This window comes from Bradyrhizobium sp. Kon56, from assembly GCF_055807635.1.
In genome coordinates this window covers 1-245 of the sequence record NZ_JBVVOU010000575.1, presented here as the reverse complement: position 1 = coordinate 245, position 245 = coordinate 1, and the positions used below count along the sequence as shown (strand labels likewise).

Sequence of the window (245 nt, the reverse complement as noted above, 5' to 3'; positions counted from 1 at the left end):
ATAAACCGGCCGCTCGGCATCGACGACACCTTCACCTTCGGTGACGTGTCGACGCTGCCCTATGGGCCGATGGAATACATCACGCGGCAATCACAAGGCGATTTCTGCATCCTCGACCAGCGCGACGGCAATCTGTGGATGGACGCCGGCATGGTCACCACCCAGGCCGACTGGTCGCTCGATTTCGACATCGGCATGAATTTCTTCGAGTGGCACGCGCCGGTGCCGCTGGCGCATGAGAGGGG

Annotated in this window: 1 protein-coding gene; it reads left to right on the top strand. The window is 61.6% G+C overall.

Annotation, left to right across the window (positions count from 1 at the left end):
- Nucleotides 1-245 (top strand): heme-dependent oxidative N-demethylase subunit alpha family protein (locus AC0L3B_RS40105; protein WP_473383534.1); only part of this gene is annotated, 245 nt, incomplete at both ends.